The organism is Pseudochelatococcus contaminans (assembly GCF_014195635.1).
Taxonomy (GTDB): domain Bacteria; phylum Pseudomonadota; class Alphaproteobacteria; order Rhizobiales; family Beijerinckiaceae; genus Pseudochelatococcus; species Pseudochelatococcus contaminans.
In genome coordinates this window covers 151,239-170,015 of the sequence record NZ_JACICC010000006.1, presented here as the reverse complement: position 1 = coordinate 170,015, position 18,777 = coordinate 151,239, and the positions used below count along the sequence as shown (strand labels likewise).

15 protein-coding genes, 1 tRNA gene and 1 riboswitch are annotated in these 18,777 nt (G+C 56.9%); of the genes, 12 read left to right on the top strand and 4 right to left on the bottom strand.

What is annotated here, in order from left to right; all coding sequences use genetic code 11:
* Positions 1-250 precede the first annotated feature (250 nt).
* Complete coding sequence (locus FHS81_RS12870) at positions 251-757, bottom strand: iron transporter (RefSeq protein ID WP_183753546.1); 507 nt, start codon at positions 755-757, stop codon at positions 251-253.
* Between the two features lie 504 nt (positions 758-1,261).
* Here FHS81_RS12870 and FHS81_RS12865 point away from each other — a divergent pair.
* The 4 genes from FHS81_RS12865 to FHS81_RS12850 all read left to right on the top strand — a co-directional run bounded on the left by FHS81_RS12865 (position 1,262) and on the right by FHS81_RS12850 (position 4,740).
* The gene (locus FHS81_RS12865; protein ID WP_183753544.1) at positions 1,262-1,942 is read left to right on the top strand and encodes a 2'-5' RNA ligase family protein; all 681 of its coding nucleotides are present in this window, start codon (positions 1,262-1,264) and stop codon (positions 1,940-1,942) included.
* A 218-nt stretch (positions 1,943-2,160) separates the two neighbouring features.
* Positions 2,161-3,483 (top strand): acid phosphatase, encoded by a 1,323-nt coding sequence (locus FHS81_RS12860; protein WP_210281678.1) that lies wholly within the window; start codon positions 2,161-2,163, stop codon positions 3,481-3,483.
* 228 nt (positions 3,484-3,711) lie between these two features.
* A tRNA-Ser gene (locus FHS81_RS12855) sits at positions 3,712-3,804 on the top strand.
* A gap of 192 nt (positions 3,805-3,996) precedes the next feature.
* Entirely contained in the window at positions 3,997-4,740 is a 744-nt protein-coding gene (locus FHS81_RS12850; RefSeq protein ID WP_183753542.1) for a hypothetical protein, read from the top strand.
* A 375-nt stretch (positions 4,741-5,115) separates the two neighbouring features.
* On the opposite strand, the gene FHS81_RS12845 is transcribed toward FHS81_RS12850, so the two are convergent.
* Positions 5,116-6,144, bottom strand: a complete 1,029-nt coding sequence (locus FHS81_RS12845; protein WP_183753540.1) for a methionine synthase — start codon at positions 6,142-6,144, stop codon at positions 5,116-5,118.
* A 25-nt stretch (positions 6,145-6,169) separates the two neighbouring features.
* Positions 6,170-7,153: a DUF1852 domain-containing protein gene (locus FHS81_RS12840; RefSeq protein ID WP_183753538.1), complete on the bottom strand. Its 984-nt coding sequence runs from the start codon at positions 7,151-7,153 to the stop codon at positions 6,170-6,172.
* A 360-nt stretch (positions 7,154-7,513) separates the two neighbouring features.
* Positions 7,514-7,705: riboswitch (cobalamin riboswitch) on the top strand.
* A gap of 200 nt (positions 7,706-7,905) precedes the next feature.
* On the opposite strand from FHS81_RS12840, the gene FHS81_RS12835 reads away from it, so the two are divergent.
* Complete coding sequence (locus FHS81_RS12835; RefSeq protein WP_183753536.1) at positions 7,906-8,793, top strand: LysR family transcriptional regulator; 888 nt, start codon at positions 7,906-7,908, stop codon at positions 8,791-8,793.
* On the opposite strand, the gene FHS81_RS12830 is transcribed toward FHS81_RS12835, so the two are convergent.
* On the bottom strand, positions 8,785-9,030 hold the full coding sequence (locus tag FHS81_RS12830; RefSeq protein WP_183753534.1) for a hypothetical protein: 246 nt from the start codon (positions 9,028-9,030) through the stop codon (positions 8,785-8,787). The genes FHS81_RS12835 and FHS81_RS12830 overlap by 9 nt on opposite strands.
* A gap of 239 nt (positions 9,031-9,269) precedes the next feature.
* Here FHS81_RS12830 and FHS81_RS12825 point away from each other — a divergent pair, with 239 nt between their 5' ends.
* The 7 genes from FHS81_RS12825 to FHS81_RS12795 all read left to right on the top strand — a co-directional run bounded on the left by FHS81_RS12825 (position 9,270) and on the right by FHS81_RS12795 (position 18,732).
* Positions 9,270-10,817 (top strand): rhodanese-like domain-containing protein, encoded by a 1,548-nt coding sequence (locus FHS81_RS12825; RefSeq protein WP_183753532.1) that lies wholly within the window; start codon positions 9,270-9,272, stop codon positions 10,815-10,817.
* Between the two features lie 95 nt (positions 10,818-10,912).
* On the top strand, positions 10,913-12,457 hold the full coding sequence (locus tag FHS81_RS12820) for an ABC transporter substrate-binding protein (RefSeq protein WP_183753530.1): 1,545 nt from the start codon (positions 10,913-10,915) through the stop codon (positions 12,455-12,457).
* Positions 12,454-13,371: an ABC transporter permease gene (locus tag FHS81_RS12815; protein ID WP_183753528.1), complete on the top strand. Its 918-nt coding sequence runs from the start codon at positions 12,454-12,456 to the stop codon at positions 13,369-13,371. Before FHS81_RS12820 ends, FHS81_RS12815 begins: the two co-directional genes overlap by 4 nt.
* Positions 13,372-13,382: 11 nt before the next feature.
* A complete protein-coding gene (locus tag FHS81_RS12810; protein WP_183753526.1) occupies positions 13,383-14,300 on the top strand; it encodes an ABC transporter permease in 918 nt (305 codons plus the stop codon).
* Positions 14,297-16,039, top strand: coding sequence for a dipeptide ABC transporter ATP-binding protein (locus FHS81_RS12805; RefSeq protein WP_343052486.1), 1,743 nt, complete (start codon positions 14,297-14,299; stop codon positions 16,037-16,039). Before FHS81_RS12810 ends, FHS81_RS12805 begins: the two co-directional genes overlap by 4 nt.
* A 70-nt stretch (positions 16,040-16,109) precedes the next feature.
* Positions 16,110-17,444 carry an LLM class flavin-dependent oxidoreductase gene (locus FHS81_RS12800; protein WP_183753524.1) on the top strand — a complete coding sequence of 445 codons (1,335 nt, stop codon included), beginning with the start codon at positions 16,110-16,112 and terminating at the stop codon, positions 17,442-17,444.
* A 61-nt stretch (positions 17,445-17,505) separates the two neighbouring features.
* The gene (locus FHS81_RS12795) at positions 17,506-18,732 is read left to right on the top strand and encodes an acyl-CoA dehydrogenase family protein (RefSeq protein ID WP_183753522.1); all 1,227 of its coding nucleotides are present in this window, start codon (positions 17,506-17,508) and stop codon (positions 18,730-18,732) included.
* Positions 18,733-18,777: the final 45 nt, after the last annotated feature.

Genomic DNA, 18,777 nt, shown 5'->3' with positions numbered 1-18,777 from the left:
TACAGAAGAAGCGGTGCGCATGATCAGACGGACCCGTTTTTAAGAGTATCAGACGTCTGCTGAAATCAGCACGTGAAAGATAGATCTTATAGTTTAAAGCAGCCTGCGATTAGCGGAATAAGCACATCACTCAAGAAACGAGAACAAGCAATCTGCTTGGCCATATCCGGATAACAGGCTGCCCACATCACTCCTTCCCGCGCGGCAGGGTTGAAACCGATCGCGCGGGAAAGTCGAGGGCCGCCCGAGATCAATCGTTGGGCTTACTCGGATACTGGAACGTCCAGGAAACCGTAACCGGCTCCCACCATGCCGGGACACCCGTATCCTTGTCGACATGACGGATCAGATCTGGCGGGCTGATGACATAGGTCGCAGTGTATTCGCCCGGCCCATCCATGTTGAAGTTGTTTGCATAATGGGGGCCGTCATTCGCCTGCATCGGTGCCAACACCTTACGCTCGGAGAAATTGGTGCCCTTCTTGGCGATGGTCAGTTCAACATTGAGATAAGGAATCCACGCGTCTTCCGGAAAACCGTGAGGCTCGTCAGCCGCAGCATGAATATCGATCTCGAAATGAATTGCCTTAGGGTCCATCGACATTCCCGGAGGATGACGATCCATTTCGATGCCTTCGAGATAAGCCGGGGAAAGCTGGAGGAAGTTCTTTACAACTGGCTCACCGACATAAAACTCGGCCGCCTGGGCCATCGGCCCCAGCAACGCGGCACCAACAAATACAGCGGAAGCCACCATGAAACCTGATTTCATCGTTATATTCCCATCTTGTCATTAATATCCAGCGGCCGAACAGGCAAAATGATTTATGCAAAATCTCAATAAAAAGGCAACAAAAATAATATATAATTACTATAATGTAAAAAAGTTAGATAATAATAATTCAATATTATTTGTTATAAATATGAAACAATAAAAATTTATAATTTATTTTCGCTTTTATTATTGTATATTTTTTTACTATGAACATGTTATATATTGATTGCTTTATTGACATGATATCTTATCAAGGGGCTCCGGAAACTTTCAAACCGGAAGAAGCGCCGGCTCGCCAAAACAATTGACGGAAAGTGCTTATAAAGGCCCGGCCTCCGTGCGCCGACCGGAAAAGATCACCGCTTCTCTATTTCTCACTTTCAAAATTACCGGCATAATAATGACTGTCATATTTTGATGGCATCATCATTTTCAACGCTAAGGCTGGCTATTTGATGGATGCTGCGTTGGAATAAGGATACCTTCATGCTCAAGTGCCTTCTTCCCATTTTGTGCTTTGCTGGGCTGGGCGTTCATTCTCTTGCTGCAGCTGATATCAAGAATTATGATGTCTTTCTGATACCAAGCACTGACCTTGATAAAACCATTGATGACGTCAGCGGTAAACTCAAGGAATTCGGTATCGAAAGCTTGGCCGCACAGGGTTTCAAGCCGCATATCACACTTTATCTGACTGAATACCCGCAAAGCGCTTTGGATGAACTGAAGAGTGCAGTTGAAGCAATCGCAACCGGGTGGCAGCCCTTCTCTGTAGAAATTACCGAACTTTCGCAAACCAGAGACGACTGGTTGATGTTAACGGTTGCTCCGGATGATGAATTGCAGAAATTGTCCAACGATATCGTGAATACCGTATCAAATTTTCGCAATCCGACCCCTGCCCTGCCATCGTGGGTCAACAGTTATCCGGAAAAGCTTGCGACATTTGAAAAGTATGGCAGCCCAAATGTCTTCGACAACTTTACTCCGCATGTGACGCTTCTGCCCAAAACGGATCATGCCAAGCTCGGCCTGTTCATGGAAAAATACGGTGAAACGATTTCAAACAAAGAGATCAAGGCGCTCGGAATAGGAATTGCAGAGGCGGACAGCAACGGCCAGACAAAGAACATTCTCGCGACATATCACTTTGGCAGCCAGAACTGAGTGCCAAGTATAATGCCGCCGACAAAAATCTGCATGTATGCAACACGTTAATATCAAATAGACAAAATTGCTTAATCGAATATAATTCATTATTAAATCACGGATACCGATAAAAACTTACATAATGTTAAAAAATGCATCCAGAAAACATTAGAGACATAAAATTGTAAATATATATTATTATAATTACTATGCCCTGCCCTATTAATTTACCATGGATGGCAATCATGAACATTCGTCGTGGCCTCAGGAAACATCTGCTTGCTGGCGCTCTTGTTCCATCATTTTTATTTGTCTCTCACGCTATTGCGTTTGAGGCGCCTTCTATTCAAATATTACTCCCGGAGCAGGTGGCGGCTATTGCCGACACGTTTACTTCCGCTAATACAAACAAAGAGTATCGGGAACTGCTCGACAGCCGCGCGGAGGCCATGATCAATACGCTGAAAGGCGGTAAAGACATTGCACTGACGCAGAAGAGCATTGACGATGCTGTACAGAATCCGCCGCTCGAAAACGCAGAATGGTTGAAAGCGTCCGGCTACGATTTCAAGGTCAAAGAAAATCAGCAGGCTGGTATCAAGATACTTGCGCCGTTCTGGCCTCTGCCGCGCTGGCAGCTTCAGCGTAGCGAAAACACCGTGACTATCGTGAACCTGTCGGCGTCTCCCACGCAGCAGGAACACGCGATTATCGACGCGGATGCCATCCCCTATCTCTATTTCCTCCCCGAGGCCCTTGGCCCCAAGTTGGGCGCGGCCTTTCTGCGTGCCTATGAAAAGGGTGATATCGGCAAGGCAGCAGCGCTGATCAAGTCGACCGAGATCAAAACCGGCGCGGCAAAGGCGCATTTCAACTATCCGCGCCCGTTCCTGATCGATAACAACAACATCCGCCTTGTGGCTGATAACTACGTTGCCAAGGACGGGGCTCCTTATTCCGCTTCGGAAGGTTCTTATCCCAGCGGTCACACCAACACCGGCAACACGGACAGCCTGCTGCTGGCGCAAATGCTGCCGGAGCGGTTTCTTCCGCTCGTCGCGCGCGGTGCGGGTTACGGTTACTCGCGCCTTGTGCTTGGTGTGCACTACCCGCTGGACGTGATTGGAAGCCGCATGGTCTCGCAACGCAACGTCGCCCACTTCCTCAACGACCCCGACTACAAGAAGCTCTTCGATGAAGCGCGCGACGAACTGCGTGCGGCCCTGGAAAAGGAATGCGGTACGACCATTGCCGAATGCGCCAAGCCGCAGGGCAATGACGCGGACCCATGGACCGCACCTGAAGCACGCCAGTTCTTCAACTTCACCCTGACCTACGGCCTGCCGCCATCCGGCCTGACGACCGCTGAAATGCAGGTGCCGGAAGGCGCGGAAGCGCTGTTGGACGCTCTTGTGCCAAACGTTTCCCCAGAAAAGCGCAGGGAAGCGCTGAAGAACACGGCGCTTTCCTCTGGCTACCCGCTGGACTCCCAAGACCCGGAAACGGGTTTTTGGCAGCGTATCAACCTGTATGAAGCAGCCCTCGCCGCACAGCAGTAAGTGACCCGACTTCACTGGCCCCTGTCGCTATCGTGGCAGGGGCTTTTAATTCGCCCAATGCCCCGTTGTAAAGTTTTATGAAGGTTGATTTCGCGGGCGATTTTTGATTGGCCAGAAGCGCTTCCGAACCATAATATGCTGGCAAACTGGCCGGAAAGCCTCTTTTCCACGTTTATTTTATGAAGTCAGTTGACCGCGATCGGGTTATCTGCAAATAAGGCATCCCATGGAGACGTGGCCGAGTGGCTGAAGGCGGCGGTTTGCTAAACCGTTATAGGATTTAACGTCCTATCGAGGGTTCGAATCCCTCCGTCTCCGCCATACTCTATTGATTTTATTGATGTTTTTGGTTTCTGAAAATCCTCACTCACGATCTACTACAGGAAATCAGGCGGTAGGATCGGGGCTTCATGCCACATTTGGGGGCTCGCGCGGCCGCTGCTTTCGTTATGGCGGCATCGCACTCCATCAATAGGGTAAAGGCCATTCGTCTATTCCGGCCGGAGAGTGTTTATGCGCGCATCCCCTTTCTTTAAAGCCCTATCAATTGCTATCATTGCCCTCGCGTCCGGTCTCCCGGCACAGGCGCAGACGGTGCAGAATGCCGACATATTGGGCGTCAGGCTCGGCGACAGCCTTGAGACGGCGCAGAAGAAGCTCAAGGACAGCGGCAATGATTATAAGTTCGATGTGACGAAGGGCTCCGTCAGCTCGGGGCCGTTCAGATCGGACGAGATGACCTTCGGTGCTGCGGCGGTGAGCAAGGACGGAAAAGATAAAGTATTGATCATCACTTCGGTGGTCGCGCCCTACCCGATCCTGGCCATTTCAAGAGACCAGAGATTCAAGGACAAGGAAGAGCCTCTCCTGGCCGATATCGAAGCGGGCCTGATAGCCAAAGCGGGGCAGCCTCAATTCAAGGACACCGTGGGCGTCTACCAGTTGCTTCTGGACTGGGGTTTTGATCGCCGCAAAAAAGAAGGATATTATTGTAATTCTCAGTCGCAAGAGATCGTGAGTACGCCGCAGAATGGGAGTCTCATGGCAAATCGCGTGCGGGACGAGTGCGGCACGACCTTCAGTGCGATCGTTGCCAACAGTATGGCGAACCAAAATCTTGCGGTTGCCTTGGGGATTACTCTCGTGGATCACGTTGCGGTAGGGCAGAATGCGCTCAGGGTGCAGGACATTATCAAGAAAGGCGCTGCGGAGGCCCAGCAGCAAGAAATGAAGGCCGCGCCTAAGCCCAAATTGTAAAATCCGCCCGCACGAAAAAGACCCGCCAGCTTTGCGGGCTGGCGGGCAAGGAAGCGACGGCCACAGGGCATACGGTCGCGCTATCGGCGGGGGCGAGGCAGTGCCAACCACAACGTCCCGGCCGATCTCAATCACTCCCGCCAGCCAAGACGATGCGCCGGGACTGTCCGACCGTGGTTGTGTGTGGGCATGGTGCCGGGAAGGCCGTTCGCTTCGTCAATGCGGCGGGGAACTTCGTCGGCCTCCTCGCGGAACAAGCATTCGCTTCCATCCTTGAACGTGACGACCCCGACAACAATGCGTCATCAAGCTTCGTCATCATCTTTACGAAGTCGTCCAGACATCGTTCCATCCGCCGAAATCGCAACTGTAATGCTAAGCTGACAGTTCTCTCCGGATGATTTCTGCGCCTGCGCTTAAAGCATTTAGCTTGCCTCTTGCCACTCGACGAGACAAGGGCGCCATGCCACAGTTGGTGCACGGATAGAGCTTGTCGGCATCCACAAACTGGAGCGCTTTTCGTAGCGTATTGGCGACTTCCTCCGGTGTTTCAATGGTGCTGGTTGCCACATCAATGGCCCCTACCATTACTTTCTTGCCTCGAATAAGTTCAATTAGATCCATAGGAACGTGAGAATTCTGACATTCCAGTGAGATTAGATCGATATTAGACTTTTGCAGTTTGGGGAAAGTTTCTTCATAGTGCCGCCACTCCGACCCCAAAGTCTTTTTCCAATCTGTATTGGCTTTGATGCCGTAGCCATAACAAATATGTACAGCCGTTTCACATTTGAGCCCTTCAATTGCCTTCTCTAAGGTAGCGACCCCCCAATCATTGACCTCATCAAAGAAAACATTGAACGCAGGCTCATCAAACTGGATGATATCGACGCCAGCAGCCTCTAGTTCTTTGGCCTCTTGATTGAGGATTTTGGCAAATTCCCACGCCAGTTTTTCACGGCTCTTATAGTGGCTATCATAGAGCGTATCTATCATAGTCATGGGGCCAGGGAGGGCCCACTTGATCGGCTTCTTGGTCTGCTGACGTAAAAACTTTGCATCTTCAACGAAAACTGGCTTCTGGCGAGATACATCGCCAACAACCGTCGGCACGCTCGCATCGTAGCGATTACGAATTCTGACAGTCTCGCGGTTTTCGAAATCAACGCCGCTGAGGTGCTCGATGAATGTAGTGACGAAATGTTGACGCGTTTGCTCACCGTCACTGACAATATCAATGCCTGCCTGTTGCTGATCGTCCAGGGACAAACGCAGAGCATCGTGTTTGCCCTCAACCAATTGCTCATCCTGCAATTTCCAGGGCGACCAAAGTGTCTCAGGTTGGGCGAGCCAGGACGGCTTTGGCAAGCTGCCGGCGGTTGATGTGGGCAACAATGTTTTCATAACAGGCAACCTTGCGTTTCGGTTATCAAATGACGTAATGAGCAGACCATTGATCGAGAATGGTCTTGTATGGTTTGATAAAGTATTCCTCAGCAAACCTTCCCTGCTCAACAGCCAATCGGCTACGCTCTTCGCGATCATAGACAATTTGGGTGAGCGAGTAGTCTGCGTGCTTCAAACTTGGCTGGTAAATGGCCCCTGCCGCAGAATTGGCATTATAGATCTCGGGCCGATAAATCTTTTGAAAAGCCTCCATCGTGCTGATGGTGCTGATAAGCTCAAGATTTGTATAATCGTTAAGCAGGTCGCCAGTGAAATAAAACGCCAGAGGTGCGACGCTATTCGGAGGCATGAAATAGCGAACCTGCAATCCCATTTTTGCAAAATATTGATCTGTCGACGACAACTCGTTCTGTTTGTATTCGACACCCAATACAGGATGCTGATTTTCGGTGCGATGGTATGTCTTGCTGGTTGATGCACTGAGACAGATGACAGGCATCTTATTGAAATTATCTTTGTAAACGCTTGAACTCAGGAAGCGTTGGAATAACTTCCCATGCAGATCCCCAAAACCATCTGGAGCACTTGATCCTGATTGGTTCTGATTGTGCTCTCGCAGCAATACGCTAAAATCATAATCTCGCACGTAGGAGGAGAAGTTATTCCCTACAACGCCCTCAATGCGTTTGTTCGTTTTTTTATCAACGATGCCTGTTTTCAATATCTCGATGAGCGGGAAGGCATCATGACTGCCTCCGGCATTGATACTCATCTCGACGGAAATGATTTCAATTTCGACGGAATATCGGTCTGCTTTTGGGTTATCCCAATGCGCCAGATTATTGAAACGGTTGTCGATCATCCTGAGGGCCTTGCGCAAGTTCTCTTGCCGGTTGTCTCCTCGCGCCAAATTGGCAAAATTGGTGGTGATACGCGTATTTTCCGAGGGGTGATAATCCTCGTCAAAGCGGATGCTCTTAATATTAAAAGTAAATTCGTCACTCATTGCGATCTTGCATCCTAAATTCCGAGACAAACCTGTATTTATTGTTAAAGCTAGCGGAGTTTCCAGATTTCTGAGGCTGTCTCTGTGAGCAGTCTTGATACTGTCTACAGTCAAAGGTGGTGCGCATTATATGCCCAAGCCATCGCATGACTAAAAATGGTTTTATTTCATTGAAGCATGAATCATATTCATGATTAGGCATTTGGGTAACGTTTTCAAATTTCAGAATATCGTTGTCCTGCAAGCCGTTCTGAGGTGAAGCGATGGAGCTATCGAGTTGCCCGACCAGCTTGTGACCCCTGCGGAGCCAGCCGAATATCTGTTCCGTGATAGATGCCTTGACCACCGAAGCGACATGCGACATTCATTCATCATCGTGGTTCTTTGGGCGAAAGTCTGGAGCTAAGAGGGAATTCGGTCAGATGCCGGAGCTGCCCCCGCAACTGTAAGCGGCGAGCGAAAGTCCATCCATGTCACTGAGGCATGCATCGGGAAGACGGACGGGAGCGACGACCCGTAAGCCAGGAAACCTGCCGCGATAGATAACGTCCACGGGCGGGGTGTCCCGGAGTGCCGCTTTTTCGATCGGCATTTTGGTGCCCTCGTCTCTGCGTCGTGCCACTGCCCTGCCGCAACCTGATGGCGGTGCCAATGACAGAAACAATGACGGTCGAGAAGGAGCGCCATCCGGTTTCCGTCCGCGATAGCGCCCCGGCCGGCCCCTCTCTCTTTGAGCCAGGGCGGGCATAACCATGTTGGATAGACAACATCTGTCGATCCTGCGCGAAGTCGATCGCCTGGGCAGTCTGACGGCGGCGGCGGAACGGCTGAACGTAACCCAGTCCGCGCTCAGCCACACGATCCGCAAGCTCGAAGAACGCTATGGCGTAGCCATGTGGGAGAAGGACGGCCGCAATCTTCGCCTCACCGAAGCCGGACGTTACATCGTGACGCTCGCGCACAGAATCCTGCCGCAACTCGAAAGGGCTGAGGATGTCTTGTCGGATTATCGCTATGGCCAGCGAGGCTCTCTGAAAATCGGAATGGAATGCCATCCCTGCCACCAGTGGCTGATGGGCGTTACAAAGCCCTACCTGATGGACTGGCCGGATGTGGATCTGGAATTGACGACGTCATTCGTCTCCGGCGGTGTGGCGGCGTTGACGGGATACGAAATCGATATTCTGATCACACCAGATCCGATCGAGGCACCGGGCATTCATTATTTACCGGTGTTCGATTACGAGCTCGTGCTTGCCGTTCCGGCCGATCACCCGCTTTCACTCCAACACCACGTCGAGCCTGCCGACCTGCTGGAAGAAACCCTTTTTACGTATGCGGTACCGCCGCAACGGCTGGATGTATTCACGCAATTTCTGGCGCCTGCCAATTGCCATCCGCGCCACCACCGAAATGTCGAGACAACGGAGATGATGCTTCAACTGGTTGCGGCAGGCCGCGGCGTCAGCGCCATTCCGAACTGGCTTGTTCGCCAGGAAGCGGCGAAGCTCGGCGTTCGTCCCGTCAGGATCGGCAAGACAGGCATCCAGAAGAGCATCCATCTGGGCTTGAGAAGCGGCGATGAAGCTGTCGATTTCATCGCCGGGTTTCTTGAAACGTCGCGCCGGACATCAGCCTGATGCAGTCGTGTCCTTGTCGGTACTGCTGTCATAAGGCTTGCCGATCTCCATTGGTTTTTTGGGCTGGGCAGTACGCCCGTTAGCACTGCGGCTTGCAGCTTTTATCAAGGTAAATTGGGCCTGCGCTTCCCCGTTGACACGCACGTCGCCTTCATAGTGACGACCGAGCCAGCGAGCATGAACCGCCAGCGCCTTGATAAAAATTGCATTGCCAACCTGACTGCCGCCTCGTGACATGCGAAATGCCGCATGCGAACAGCCTTCCGTCACCGTTGACAATCTATTTTTATAGTATATTGATAAAAAATATTGTTAAAAGTGTCATCCGACCTGACCAAATTGGCTGTGGGGTGGACGCATCCATCTGGATATAAAAGGGAATTTTAACTGCACGCGCGGCCTTTCCGGGGTCCGTTCACAAACAGCAACCATGCTCTATCCGGGCAAAAAAGTGCGTAGCTGAGGCTTTTTGTATCATGACCCACGTCATAGATCCCGCCGAGTTGAAGCGTTGGCTCTCGGACGGCGCAGAGATTGCTTTTCTCGATGTCCGCGAGCATGGCCAGTTTGGCGAGGGCCATCCCTTTCTGGCGATTCCAGCGCCTTACAGCCGTCTGGAAATCGATGTTCCCCGTCTCGTTCCCCGCCGCACCACTCGCATTGCGCTCATCGATGGCGGCGATGGTGTTGCCGCACGGGCCGCTGAAGCGTTACGCGACATCGGCTACACTGACGTTTCTGTCAGTCGCGATGGTGTTCAAGGCTGGCAAGCTGCGGGTTTCACGCTGTTCAAGGGCGTCAATCTCCCGTCCAAGACTTTTGGCGAACTTGTCGAGCACGCACTTGAAACGCCGCATCTTTCGGCCTCTGAGTTGTCGCACCGATTGGATGCTGGCGAGACCATCGTCATTTTGGATGGACGCCCGTTACAGGAATTCCACAAGATGAGCATCCCGGGCGCGATATGCTGCCCGAACGGGGAATTGGCCCGACGCTTCTGGGATCTGGATATCTCTCCCGAAACGCCGGTCATTATCAATTGTGCGGGGCGCACGCGCAGCATCATCGGCGCACAAACGCTGATCGATATCGGGGTGCCCAACCCCGTCTACGCGCTCGAAAACGGCACGCAAGGGTGGTATCTGCAGGATCTGCCGCTCAACCACGGGCAGTCGCAGACATATCGGCAAATCGATACGCCACCCGCCGAAGCGGTGCTTACTCGCGCAGAGGCCCTGGCAAACAAGAGCGGCGTTGAGCGCGTCGATTCCCGAACGCTGGATGGCTGGGCTCACGACGCAGACCGCACGGTATTTATCCTCGACGTGCGCTCACCGCAGGAGACCGCCGCAGACCCTGTGCCGGGTGCGATCCCGGCCCCCGGCGGACAGCTCATTCAGGCGACAGACCAGTACGTCGGCACGCGCGGTGCGCGTCTGGTGATCGTCGATACCGATGGCGTGCGCGCCCCTGTGGTGGCGAGTTGGCTGCGGCGTCTGGGGCATGAAGCGTATGTGGCTGCACGCACCGACTTGCCCGCCGCCTCTCACGCCGACGAAACATTGCCGTTGCTGCCGGAAGTGCAGCCTGCCGACCTTTTCGCTAACGGTGAGCCGCCCCGCCTGATCGATCTGCGATCCAGCGCCAGCTTCCGGCAAGGCCATATCGAGGGTGCCGAGTGGTCGATCCGCCCTCGCCTACGTCCGGAGCCAAACCAGACTGTCGTGTTCATCGCCGATGATCCTGCGGTCGCGGCGATTGCTGCGCGCGATATTTCCGCCGAACGCGGTGCCGCATTCAGGTTGGCCGGTGGACCGCAAGACTGGGAACAGGCCGGGCTGCGGGTTGTCGCAACACCCGATACGCCAGCGGACGACGACCGGATTGATTTCCTGTTCTTCGTTCACGACCGTCATGACGGCAACAAGGCCGCAGCCCGCCAATATCTCGAATGGGAAACCGGGCTGGTGGCGCAGCTCGATGCCGACGAGCGCAAGCTTTTTCGCCTGCCCGGCATCGCCTAAATCACGCGCCGCTCTCCGGGGATTCCCCACCGCATTAAAACCCGCGGAACGCACCTGCATTCCATAGCTGTGAAGCTGCAAACAGAGAGTTTTAAATGTCCGCTACCCGCCGTCAAATCCTGAAATTTGCCAGCATCGGCATGGCCGCCAGCATGTTGTTGCCCATGGCACTGACGACAGCAGCACGCGCAGCACCCCGCAGCGAAACCCTGATCATCGCGCAGGGTAACGACATTCTGTCCCTCGACCCGGCGAACCATGAGAACAACAGCACGGAATCCGGCCTCATCAATATCTACGACTATCTGGTGCGCAAGGAGTTTCCGAACGGCGAGATGACTTTCGTTCCCGGTCTCGCAAAGTCGTGGAAGAGCGATGATCTCATCACGTGGGAATTCGAGCTGCGGGACGACGTCAAGTGGCATGACGGGACGCCCTTCACAGCCGATGACGTCAAGTTCACCATCGAACGGGTGAAGGCTGACCAGAAGCTTCTCAGTTCAGCGGTGAAGTTCCGCACGGTCGAGCAGGTCAATGTTCTTGGCCCGCATCGCGTTCAGGTGGTCACGAGCCGCCGCGATCCGCTTCTGCTGCACAACTTCGTCGGCAATGGCGGGCTCATCCTGCCCAAGCATGCGCTGGAAACGCCGGAGGGCGCGGAAAAATTCTTTGCCAAGCCCATCGGCACCGGCCCCTATCGCTTCACCGAATGGCGTAAGGGCGACCGGCTCGTGCTGGAGCGCAATCCGGAGTGGTGGGAAGGTACGCCGCATTGGGAGAGCGTGATCGTCCGCGCCATTCCCGAAACCACGACGCGTGTTGCGGAAGCACTCACCGGCGGTGTCGATATCGCCGTGAACATCCCTCCGGAAGACATCACCCGCGTTGAGCAGAACCCGGACACCGGCATCATCTCCTTCAACATCGCCCGCAATTTTGCGCTGCATGTGCGGAATGAGGACGGCAAGGTCACCAGCGATCCGCGCGTGCGCGAAGCCATCGATCTTGCGATCAACCGCAAGGAAATCGCAGAAATCGTCGCGGAAGGTTACGCCACACCGACGCGCGGCCTGTTCCCGGCCGAAATTCCCGGCAACAACCCGGACCTGACAGCCGAAAACGCCTTCGACCCCGAGCGCGCCCGCAAGCTCATCGAGGAAGCCGGAGTCGTGGGCGCGCCCATCAAGCTCAGCACCCCCAGCGGGCGCTGGACGAAGGACCGCGAGGTCTCGGAAGCAATCGTCGGCTACCTTCAGGATGCAGGTCTCGATGCGCAGATCGAGGTGCAGGAGTGGAGCGTCTACAACTCCCGCCGCGACGCGGATACGCTTGGAGAACTCTATCTGTGGGGCATGGGCTCGTACACCGACGCATCCGTAATCCTCAACCTCGCGCTGCTGCGTCGGTTCAATCCACACTGGACCAACGAAGAGTTCGTCAGCCTGTCGAAGGAAATCGATCAGGCGCCGACCGAGGAAGCCCGGCAGGCGATCCTGCGCCGTGCGCAGGAGATCATCACCGGCGATCGCGCCCGGATCGGCATCCTGTATCCCAAGGCGATCCACAGCGTGAACAACCGGGTGAACTTTGCCGGACGCTTCGATGAAATGATCCCGGCAGAGCAAGTGCGGCGGAAATGATCCTGACAGCCTTCGGGCGGCTGCTGTTGCAGGCCGTGCCTGTTCTCTTCACCGTGTCGCTCATCGTGTTCATCCTGGTGTTTCTGGCCGGTGATCCCACGGTGATGATGATTCCGGACGACGCGACGGAAGCGGACCGGCTCGCGCTGGTCGCGGCCTGGGGGCTGGATCAACCTCCTCACGTGCAATACCTGCGTTATATGTCGAACATCCTGAGCGGAGATTTCGGCACGTCTTACAGCTACGGCACCTCTGCGCTTCCCATCGTGCTGGATCGCCTGCCCGCGACCTTGCTGCTGACGGCGGCGGCAATGGTTGTGGCCATCGCCATCGCCGTTCCGGCGGGGATCCTTGCGGCGCTGAACCGCAACAGCGCCATTGACCTTGCGGTGTCGGGAGCATCCGTTCTCGGCAAGGCGATGCCGAATTTCTGGGTCGGGATCATGCTGATCCTGATTTTCGGCGTGCAGCTGCGTTTGCTACCCGTATCGGGCAGCGGCACGTTCGCGCATCTCATCCTGCCCGCCGTCACGCTGGGCACGGCCTTTGCCGCCGATCTCGCCAAGCTCGTGCGCGCCAGCATGCTGGAAACGCTGGGGCAGGACTACATCCGCACCGCCTACGCCAAGGGGATACCGGACTGGATCGTGATCGGCAAACATGCGCTGCGCAATGCCGCCATCCCCACAGTGACCATGACATCGCTGAATGTCATCGCGCTTCTGGGCGGCGCTCTTGTTACCGAAACCGTCTTCGCATGGCCAGGGCTGGGGCAGCTCATCGTCAACGCCATCTATACCAAGGACATGGCCGTTATTCAGATCGCGGTGTTCGTCATCACGGTCATGACCCTTCTGGTCAACTTCGGCACGGACATTGTCTATCGCCTGATCGACCCCCGGATCCGGCTATGACGCAATCGCTCATGACGGATACCCGACTTCCCAAGGATACCGAGCCCTACGTGGATGATGCACACCGGCAACCCGCGCGGCCGCTGCGCGACTTTCTGGCGTCTCTGCTGTCCAGCAAGTCCGGGCTGGTGGGCGCCGTGCTGCTTGCCGCAATCGTGCTGATCACGCTCTCCGCCGATATCCTGCCGATTGCCGATCCGCAAAAACGCAGCCTTTCCACGCGCTACCTGCCGCCGGTCTGGCTGGAGCGCGGCGTGATCGCGCATCCGCTGGGAACCGATGGCCAAGGGCGCGACATTCTCGCCCGCATCATCCACGGCGCGCGCAGCTCGGTGATCGTCGGCGTCTCGGCCGTGTTGCTGTCCGGAATTCTCGGGCTGGTGCTGGGCCTGCTCGCCGGACTGCGCGGCGGGGTTATCGATCTCGTGCTGATGCGTCTGGTCGATGCCATTCTGGCCATTCCGGCCATGCTGTTCATGCTCGTGGTGGCGCTGGTCGTCGGCTCCGGCATTGCGCCGCTGATCGTCGTCATCGCCCTCACCAACTGGGTGGTCTATACGCGCATCGTGCGCGCTGAAGTGCTGCGGGTGAAGGATCTGGAATTCGTTGCGGCCGCACGGGTCAGCCGTGTCCGCGTGACGACGCTGATCCTGCGCCATCTGCTGCCGAACATCCTGCCCGCCGTCGTGGTGGTGGCCACGCTCAATGTCGGCACCGTGATCCTGACGGAATCCTCCCTCAGCTTCCTCGGCTTCGGCATTCAGCCACCGCAGATCTCATGGGGGCAGATGCTGGCCGACGGGCGGCAACAGCTCGCCACAAGCTGGTGGATCAGCACCTTTCCCGGCATCGCGCTGACGATGACCGTCTTCAGTATCATCCTGCTGGGGGATTGGCTGCGCGACTATCTGGATCCGAGGCTGCCGTGAGCACGCAAGCAATTCCGAACAGCCCTGCTGGCAAAGAGCCTGTGCTGCGCTATCGCAACGCCTCCGTTGTTCTGCCGCGCCCTCGCGGCGGCGACTTGCCGCTGATCCGCGGCGTGGATCTTGATGTCTACCGCAACGAGATCGTGGCGCTGGTCGGCGAAAGCGGATCGGGCAAGACCATGACCGCACTCAGCACCCTGCGATTGCTGCCACAGAACGCGCGGTTCAGCGCCGATGAGGCCGTTCTGAACGGCCACGATCTGCGCTCGCTGAATGCGCGGGGATGGCGCGCCCTGCGCGGCTCGCATGTCGGCATCGTCTTTCAGGAGCCGCTATCCTCGCTCAATCCGGTGCTGACGATCGGCGACCAGATCGGCGAGGTTCTGTACCACAAGCGCGGGCTGTCACGGCGTCAGCGCCGCGCGGAGGCTACCGATCTTCTGGCGCGAATGGGGCTGGCGAGGCCGGCACAGCTTCTGGACGAATATCCCTTTCAGCTTTCGGGCGGTATGCGCCAGCGCGTGATGCTGGCGATTGCCATGGCCGGCGAGCCCGCGCTGCTGATCGCCGATGAGCCGACGACAGCGCTCGATAACTCCGTGCAGGCACAGGTTCTCGAATTGATCGTAAGCACCGCCGCCGACACCGGCGTAGGCGTTCTCATGATCACTCATGACCTGTCGGTGGTGGCGCAAGTGGCGGATCGCGTGGCCGTGATGCGTCATGGCGAGATGGTGGAAACGGGCGACGTGCGGGAGGTGTTTCGCGCGCCGAAAGCCGCCTACACCCGCCATCTGATCGATCTGGCCCCGCGCATTCCGGCGGTGGTGCGCGACCCTGCCACGGCACAGACACCCCCGGCGGCCGACGCAGCAGCCGGCACGCCGCTGCTGGAACTGCGCAACGTCACCAAGCACTACGTTCAGCCGGGGAACTTTTGGGGCAGCCGGACGACGCTGGCGCTCGACAATGTGTCGTTGTCGCTCGCGGAGGGGAAGACCCTCGGCCTTGTAGGCGAATCCGGCAGCGGCAAATCCTCGCTGGCGCGGATTATCATCGGCCTGTCGAAGCCGGACAGCGGCGCTGTTCTGTTCGATGGCCGCGATCTCTTCGGTCCCGAGCAGGCGCGCCGTTCCGATGTGCAGATCGTGTTTCAGGATCCGCTTTCGTCGCTCAACCCGCGCATGCGGATCGTCGATATCGTCACCGAACCGCTGGGCGAAAAGCAGCGCCTCACCCGCGACCAACGCCGGCACGAGGCAGAAACACTGTTAGAGACGGTCGGCCTGCCGCGCCACATGATCAGCCGTTTCCCCCACGAGCTTTCCGGTGGACAGAGGCAGCGCGTCGGCATTGCCCGGGCGCTTAGCGTAAGGCCCCGGCTGCTGATCTGCGACGAGCCGGTATCCGCTCTCGATGTCTCGGTTCAGGCTGAAATCATCGCGCTGCTGCAACGGCTGCGTGAGGAGTTCCGGCTGACGACGATCTTCATCGCGCATGGGCTCGACAGCGTTTACGCCGTGTCGGACGACATTGTGGTGCTGGAAAAAGGCCGCGTCGTGGAACACGGCCATCGCGACACCGTTTTCGGTTCCCCGCAACACCCGTACACGCGCAAGCTCATCGACGCCATCCTCGATTCAGACCCGGACAACAGCCGCTTCAAACGGGACAAGGCCGATTATCCGCAAGCCGCACGCGTTTCGACGCAACTGGAACAAACATCGCCAATCATTTGATTGACAGCCCCTTTTAACCCAAGCCGGTATCCGTCCCGACCCGGCAATGCGCCAGCGCGATGGACAAAAAATGCCCCAGCACCGCCAACTTCATCTGAACCTGAATATTTACGGCACCGGCGCTCACGCAGCCGCATGGCTCTGGCCCGGCAACGATCCGCAAGCGGTGATCACGACGGACTATTTCGTCAAACTCGCGCAACTGGCGGAACGCGGAACCTTCGACGCAGTGTTTTTCGCCGACAGGCCGGCCTTTCCGGAGAACGGCGCTTTCCGCCCGTTCCCGTCCATCGAGCCGACGGTCCTGCTGGCTGCGATTGCGGCCCATACGCGCCATATAGGGCTGCTGGCAACGGCCTCATCGTCCTACAACGAACCCTACAACATCGCCCGCCGCTACGCCTCCCTCGATTTGATCAGCGGCGGACGCGCCGGCGTGAACATCGTAACCTCTGCCGATAGCGAAGCAGCCCGCAACTTCGGCCTGGGCGCTCCGCCGGCTCATGCGGATCGCTACCGCCGCGCCGACGAGTTCGCCGAGGTTCTCAAAGCACTGTGGGATAGCTGGAGCCCCGGCGGCATCGTGGCGGACCGCTCCACGGGCCGCTACTACGACACCGACCGCATTCGGCCGATCGATCATCACGGGGAATTCTTTTCCGTGCGTGGTCCGCTCAACGTGCCGCCCGGGCCGCAGGGACGGCCCATGATCGTACAAGCGGGCGGTTCACCAGCGGGTCGCGATCTTGCGGCCAAACACGCCGACGCCGTGTTCGCGCTCGCCACCTCCATTGAGGAAGCCCGTGAGTACGCGCTGGATCTGCGCGAGCGGGCTGTCAAACATGGCCGCGCAGCAGAGGACATCCTGATTTTTCCAGGGTTGGCCACGATCATCGGCGACACAGAAGCAGCGGCCCGCCGCCGGCAGGAAGAACTGGCCGATCTCGTGCCCATCGCACAGGGAGTGAACTACCTGTCGGACCTGTTACAGGTGGATGTCGGCCGCTTCGATCTGGACAAGCCATTGCCGGAAACGGTTTCCGCACCGGAAAACGGTATGACGACATTTGCATTGAACGTTATCCGCAAGGCGCGCGAAAACGGGCTGACCATCCGGCAGTTGATACGCGCGCAGAACGGCGGCGGCAGCAACCATAAAACTATCGTCGGCACGCCCGAGCAAATCGCCGCCCACATCACCGAGTGGTTCGGAACCGGCGCTGTCGACGGCTTCAACCTCATGCCGGATGTTCTGCCATCCGGCCTTGAGACGTTCGTGGAGCAGGTTGTGCCGCTGCTGCGCCGCACCGGCATTTTCCGCGAGCACTATGAAGGCGGGACGCTGCGCGAAAATCTTGGCTTGTCGAAGCCGAATAGTCCGCAGAGCGATTTGAAGGCCAGTTGAACGCCGCCTCGCATAACGGCCCTCCCCTTTAACAACGAATACAAATAATGGAAGCCACCTCATGACTCACGATGCCCCCCAAACCGGATTGCTGACGACCGGACGCGACGAAGCCGCCAGCGCCGATCTCGACGCTCTTTTCGCGCAGATCGCCGAAGGGGCATCCGAGCGGGAACGGGAGCGCATCCTGCCGTTCGAACAACTCGCCAGCCTGCGCGCGGCACGCTTTGGGGCCTATCGCCTACCCGTTGAATCCGGCGGCACAGGCTCCAGTCTTGAGCAGCTTTTCGAGAAAATACTGGCGTTGGCGGAGGCAGATTCCAACGTTGCGCACATCCTGCGCAACCATTTCGTCTTCGTGGAGCGTTTTGCACGTCACCCCGACACGCCGCAGGCGCGCGTATGGCAGCAACGGGTCGCCGAGGGGGCGATTTTCGGCCTGGCGAACACCGAACTGGCAAAGGCCCGTTCAGGCGCGCCAAGTGTGACGCGCCTCACGCGCGAGGGCGATCATTACAGGCTGAACGGCGTAAAATTTTATAGCACCGGCAGCCTGTTCTCGGATTTCGTCATCGTGCGCGCACGCGATGATGCCGACCGCGCCGTTACCGCCATCATTCCGGCTGACCGCGACGGCGTCACGCTTGAGGATGACTGGGACGCCGCAGGGCAGCGCCTCACGGGAAGCGGCTCGTCGCGTTTTGAGAACGTGCGCGTGGAGGCGGAGGAAGTCATCGTCGATGATGAGGGCAAAGGCTATGGCCGAGCTTACAAAAGCACGTTGCCGCAGCTTTTTCTCACCGCGGTCAATACCGGCATCCTGCGCGCAATCCTGCGAGATGCGCGAGCGCTGATCCATCAACGTTCGGGCAAGGCATTCTTTTTCGCCGCAGCGGACACGCCCGCCCAAGATCCTTTGCTTCTGAAAAGTGTGGGCGAACTTTCCGCTCAGGTCTTCGCTGCGGAAACCACAGTCCTCTCCGCCGCCCGCGCACAGGATGTCGCCCTGGCGGCGGATATCGCGGACAGTGACCTGAAAGCGAAGGCCCACGCGGCTGCCGTTCAGGCCGCAAAGGCCAAGGTAATCGTCGACGATTACGTTCTCAGGGCAGGCAACGTCCTATTCGATCTCGGCGGCGCATCCTCAACGCAGCGAAGCCATAACCTCGACCGCCATTGGCGCAATGCGCGCACAGTGGCCTCTCACAATCCTGCCCAATACAAAGCCCTGGCTCTCGGTAATCTGGAATTGAATGACATTCCACTACCAGACAAGGACTTTTTCTAGGCTGATTATTTATTCAGAACAGTGACGAGTGGCGACACGATCATG